The organism is Ohtaekwangia sp. (assembly GCF_036786105.1).
In the GTDB taxonomy this organism is placed as follows: Bacteria; Bacteroidota; Bacteroidia; order Cytophagales; family Cyclobacteriaceae; genus Ohtaekwangia.
In genome coordinates this window covers 1-3,271 of sequence record NZ_DAIQRQ010000070.1, presented here as the reverse complement: position 1 = coordinate 3,271, position 3,271 = coordinate 1, and the positions used below count along the sequence as shown (strand labels likewise).

Below are 3,271 nucleotides of genomic sequence, written 5' to 3'. Positions count from 1 at the left end.
GTTTAAAGTTCAAAGTTTAAAGTTCAAAGTTCAAGGTTTTAAAGTTGGGTGTTATGGCATCAATCAGATCATTTGAGGAGATAGAGGCGTGGCAGAAAGCCAGGGTTTTGGCCGATAGGATTTATGCATTGAGTTTAAAGGGAAGCTTTTATACTGACTATAAGTTACGTGATCAGATCACCGGTGCTTCAGGATCAATTATGGATAATATAGCGGAAGGTTTTGAAAGAAATGGGAATAGGGAATTTGTTCAATTCCTTTCAATTGCCAAAGGTTCGGCAGGTGAAGTGCGATCGCAATTATATAGAGCTTTCGACCGCCATCACATATCTCCGGAAATTTTTCAAGAGCTGAAAGAACAAGTACTTCTTATCACCAAACTGATATCAGGGCTGATAACGTATCTCAATCAAAGCACCTATAAAGGAACCAAGTATGTAAGGGAACCAGAAGAAGTATATACTACATCAAATTATAAAATGCTCAACCTTGAGTCGACCAACCTTGAACCTTAAACTCTGAAGCTCAACTTTGAACCTTAAACTTTGAACCTTAAACCTTGAACTCTAACCCGATACGCTCCATTGAAACCGCTTAGCTCTTTACTTTTTGTTTTTCTTTTGGTTATAGGCAGGATATCTCTTGCACAAGTATATCCTGTGCAGGCTACTGTTCAGCTCACACCTCCATATTCACTATATCTTGCTGACTATGTAGAGTCGGGAACAGAGCGACTGGCACTGAATATATTCCTGGCCGATATAGCGCGTCCTTCCCTGGATGTACGCTTTCGCCTGCGCATCGTAGGGCAGGGGGTAACGATCGAGACAAAGCCCGAGTATAGACCAGCGCCTATAAGCATACAAGGTGGCGTACCAATGCGCCTTATCAGTACAGATTTGGCTGACTACTTTAATTCGAATAACCTCAACTTCCAGGGAATTACCCGAAGAGAGTATGATCAGCGTGGAAAATTACCCGAAGGTGTATACCAGTTTTGTTTCGAAGTGTTAGAATATAACCGTGGTGCCAAGATATCAAATACAGCCTGTGGTACTGCGTGGATGATTCTGAATGATCCTCCTATCGTAAACCTTCCACGACAAAATGAGAAACTGAAAGTACAGAGTCCACAGAACATTTTGTTACAGTGGACACCTCGCCATACCGGTTCTCCCAACTCTGCCTTTACAACGAACTACGATGTAACCATGGTGGAAGTATGGCCATCCACCCGCAATCCGAATGATGCGATCCTCACATCACCTCCTATATTTGAGACTACTACCAGCAGCACTACCGTTGTATACGGACCTGCCGAAACGCCGCTTGAGCCAGGAAGACGTTATGCATTCCGCGTTCGTGCCCGCAGCATAGCCGGTGTAGATGAGCTTGACCTCTTTAAAAACAATGGCTATAGCGAAGTGATCAGCTTCGTGTATGGCGATGCCTGCGATCTGCCTACGGGTATAAACGCCACTTCAATCGGAACTTCCAAGTTCAGCCTGGCATGGGATGGTCTGTTCAATCACACAGCCTATAGAGTCCGCTATCGTGAAGCCGGAACCACCAACTGGTATGAGAACAACGTAACGTCTGCCAATGCCGATATATACTCATTGAAACCAGCAACGGTATACGAATACCAGGTTGCTGCTACGTGTGGATTTTATGACGGTCAGTATTCAACCGTAGCGAAAGTTACCACCAACCCGTTACCCGAGGCAGAGTATGCCTGTGGTGCGCCGATGGGAACATTCAATATAGATCCGAAGGAGCTTACCGGTTCACTCAAAGCTGGCGACATTATACAAGCTGGCGACTTCGATGTAAAACTTACAAAGGTTACCGGCAGCAATGGTGTTTTCAGTGGTGAAGGAGTAATTGAAGTGCCATACTTCAACAAGGCAAAAGTAAAAACATCATTCTCCGATATATCGGTAAACAAAGAGCTGCGCATGGTGAACGGCTATATGAACGTTACCGGAGCAGCTGTGGATATTATTCCTTCCGGAGTGATGGATGCTATGAACGGTCTCACGGAAGTATTGAATACTGCCGACTCAGCTCTTAACACCATCGAAGAAAATTTACCTGAACAGTTCGATCCTAACTCCTTTGTTGCTGATTCCGCGATCACCGTTAAAAATGGTATAAGCTCTGTATATAAAGATACTGACGGCTCTGTAGTAATAGTGGATAACAAAGGAACAGAAACACGATTACCGGCAGGCACATCTGCCGCTGTTAAAGATGATAACGACAATGGATATTTAGTGGACAAGAAAGGAAATGTCCACAAAGTAACAGCTGATGTTGCTGCGAAAGCGGGTAACCGTGAATATAACCTGTCGCTGAAGTTCGCAGCCAATGCCAACATGCAGTATGGATTCGATCAGCGTAAATACGATGCGATCGGTAAAGATTACGAGCAACTGAAAAATTACTCCGTTGCGTGGAAGTCGGTAGCCTCCGGTGGTGTTACGGATGTAGTGACGGCTATATTAAGCGGTACAGGTGTAGATGCCAATCAGATTAAGTTTGAACAAAGTGGTGTTGCCTTACAGGCACAGCCTTTTGCAAATAATCAAACCACCCTTTCTGTTCGTGGAGGAAGCGATGGCACCGAAGAAGGTTTGCTTGCACTCTATAGCGCGTCTGATACAGGGAAAGTACAAGTACTTGGTAAGTTGAATGTAGTATCCTATAATAAGATATCGAACTCTGTTGTAATCGTTCCGGTAAATACTACAACACTTCCTTCCGGACTCACGCCGCAGATAATAGAAGATTCGCTCAATGCTATCTATAAGCAAGCTGTAGTAGACTGGAAAGTAAGTATAGCCTCGCCCATAGAAGTTGCTTTAGGTGACTCATTCGATGATGGCGATAGCGAACTCCTCTCCAACTATACAGACGACATGAAGAAGGTTATCAAAGCCTTCGGCAAGTTGCAGGATGAGACATTCTATCTGTTCCTCGTGAACAACCCGAAGAGCAGCGATGGTCTCGGCTATATGCCACGCGGCAAGCAAGCCGGTTTCATCTTTGTAGATCGTCATGGCGCTGATAAATCTGCGCTTATGCGCACCATGGCCCACGAGCTTGGCCACGGAGCCTTCGGCCTGCACCACACTTTCAAAGAACCCAACTTCACCCTCACTAAAGGTGCCACCGACAACCTGATGGATTATCCCAGTGGTAACAAACTATATAAATACCAGTGGGATAAAATGCGCTATACAGATATAGTGATCGGGTTGTTTGAGGA

At 44.8% G+C, this 3,271-nt stretch carries 2 protein-coding genes; both read left to right on the top strand.

What is annotated here, in order from left to right; all coding sequences use genetic code 11:
* Nucleotides 1-53: 53 nt before the first annotated feature.
* Entirely contained in the window at nt 54-515 is a 462-nt protein-coding gene (locus V7Q33_RS20400) for a four helix bundle protein (RefSeq protein WP_331980927.1), read from the top strand.
* 144 nt (nt 516-659) lie between these two features.
* On the top strand, nt 660-3,271 hold a 2,612-nt coding region (locus V7Q33_RS20395; protein WP_333821077.1), incomplete at its 3' end, for a fibronectin type III domain-containing protein.

What these genes read in the sequence shown, in the direction of transcription:
- V7Q33_RS20400 (WP_331980927.1), top strand. Translation starts at nt 54, where the DNA reads ATGGCATCAATCAGATCATTTGAGGAGATAGAGGCGTGGCAGAAAGCC.